The 2,153-nt window shown below is 33.2% G+C and carries 3 protein-coding genes; all 3 read left to right on the top strand.

Going from position 1 to position 2,153, the window contains the following annotated elements:
- Positions 1-230 precede the first annotated feature (230 nt).
- The 3 genes from EI161_RS14070 to EI161_RS14060 all read left to right on the top strand — a co-directional run bounded on the left by EI161_RS14070 (position 231) and on the right by EI161_RS14060 (position 2,137).
- The gene (locus EI161_RS14070; RefSeq protein WP_192529891.1) at positions 231-674 is read left to right on the top strand and encodes a hypothetical protein; all 444 of its coding nucleotides are present in this window, start codon (positions 231-233) and stop codon (positions 672-674) included.
- A 10-nt stretch (positions 675-684) separates the two neighbouring features.
- Positions 685-1,425, top strand: a complete 741-nt coding sequence (locus EI161_RS14065; RefSeq protein ID WP_192524812.1) for a hypothetical protein — start codon at positions 685-687, stop codon at positions 1,423-1,425.
- Between the two features lie 76 nt (positions 1,426-1,501).
- A complete protein-coding gene (locus tag EI161_RS14060) occupies positions 1,502-2,137 on the top strand; it encodes an IS630 transposase-related protein (protein ID WP_225735413.1) in 636 nt (211 codons plus the stop codon).
- Positions 2,138-2,153: the final 16 nt, after the last annotated feature.

Below are 2,153 nucleotides of genomic sequence, written 5' to 3'. Positions count from 1 at the left end.
ATAGTGTTTATGGTAACAATTGGGTTTGATAATTAGTTTATAACACTTTTAGGTGAGATTGACTATATCATAGAAAACAGCAGCTTCGGCAAAGGTCATGCCCTCATCTAAGCTTTTTAAAACTTGTTTGCGATAATCTAGGGAGTAAGTCATGGTCGTTTATACTGGTAATCGTTTAATTGATTTATTTTATAACATTTTTGTGGTCATCTGACTATACAAACCCTATTATGTTATTCAGCAACCTACCAGAAGTAGGTTCAAGAGAATATTTTAATGAATATGATATAGAGCACAATCCAACTAAAGCAAAAGTGCTTGGAAATGACAAACCTGGTGATGGTTTTAAATATAGAGGTCGTGGACTCATCCAGATAACAGGAAAAACAAACTATCAGAGATTTACTGAAATTCTGAATGTTAATTTTGTGAAATCCCCTGATCTAGTATCCGAATATAAGCATTCTGTGCCAATAATAATTTATGGAATGAAAGAAGGGACTTTCACTGGAAAAAAACTTTCTGATTACATCAATAGCTCAACTATAGATTATGTTCAAGCTAGATGGATTGTCAACGGCACTAATAAAAGAGAAATATTGGCAAAAAATGCTAAAATCATTGAAAACTGGTTAGAAGAATCTTCACCAGAAATACTGAAATCTTTTCAATAAAGAGGTTCTTATGGAGAAATTAATAACAATAACTCTTTCAATAATAGTACTTTGTAGCTGTATAAATAGTACTCAAACTGAAGCTGAGAATGATTCATTGTCAAGTATGACAGACTGCTCTATAGCAACTGAATGCTATAAGTCATTAACTAAAAATCAGCTAGAAATTATTTTAGAAGATATTAAACCGTATGCTGATACAGCCTTGAGATTTACGTATGTTAATAACATTGACAGTCAAAATGTATTAACTGACTTCACCACTCTTTCAGACTCCACAGAATATCATTATTTTATTAAAAGATATAACGAAACAAAAACTATCGATAAAATTATTGGAAAAACGTCAGTATATGGTATTAAAAGAAATTTCGTCGTCGTCCATATAGATGAAAATTTAAACAGTAAATATCGAGAGATTGGTGATAATATCTTATCTGAAATAAATAAAAATCATGAAAGTATACAGACTGGAGCATTCGATGATTTACCCATGCAGGTTCATATTGGAAAAATTGAACAAGTGAATTTCCTTACAGTATATAACAATGAAGATGATGTTTTAAACCTTAGTCCACAATATATTATTGAGTGCAATGATAAGAAAACGGTTTTGAAAAATGGTACTGTATTCTTGATGGGTTATGATTACAAAAATTTAGAGCAAAAAACCTATGCAGTACTAAAAGATAGTTCGGATAATTATACTTATTATTATGATATGGATAAACTTTGCTCATCGATTAATTGATGGAATAGGATAATATAGTCAATCTTAGATAAAACCGATACAATGTTTATAACTAATTCATCTAGTGAAATAAACGATGACCTATTCAATCGACTTTCGCAAGCAAGTACTGCGTAGCATTAAAGACGGCATGACCATTCGAGAAGCTGCTAACTTTTATCAGCTTAGCACAAGCTCAATTCACAGCTGGCAGCAGAGCTTAGTTGCTAAAACGACTAGAAATAAAGCACCGACTAAAATATCAAATGAAGCATTATTGAAAGATGTTAAGCAGTATCCAGACGATTATATGTACGAGCGAGCACATCGTTTAGGTTGCAGTAAGTCAGGCATTGAGTCGGCCTTAAAGCGTCTTGGCATCAGTCAAAAAAAGACCTTAGAACATCCAAAATCATGTCCGATCAAAAGAGCGGAATATCAAAGTAAGCTTGATCGTTTTATGAAGCAAGGCTATCCCATTATTTATATGGATGAAAGCGGCTTTGAGGCTGACACTATTCGCCCTTACGGCTATGCACTAATAGGAAAGCCTTGCATTGATCGCTACAACTGGCAAGCAAAAAAGCGAACCAATGTTATTGGTGCTTTATATAAAAAGATGCTGTTTGCGCTTGATTACTTTGATAAAAATATTAATGGCGATATATTCTACGACTGGTGTAAATACACCCTAACCCCCTATGGCAGGATAGTTGTCACCCCTAAAGAATAATCCAAATGGGGGTAAT

The organism is Psychrobacter sp. FME5 (assembly GCF_014861375.1).
Taxonomy (GTDB): domain Bacteria; phylum Pseudomonadota; class Gammaproteobacteria; order Pseudomonadales; family Moraxellaceae; genus Psychrobacter.
The sequence above is the reverse complement of the archived record's forward strand: the minus strand, read 5'-3'. Positions and strand labels throughout refer to the sequence as shown.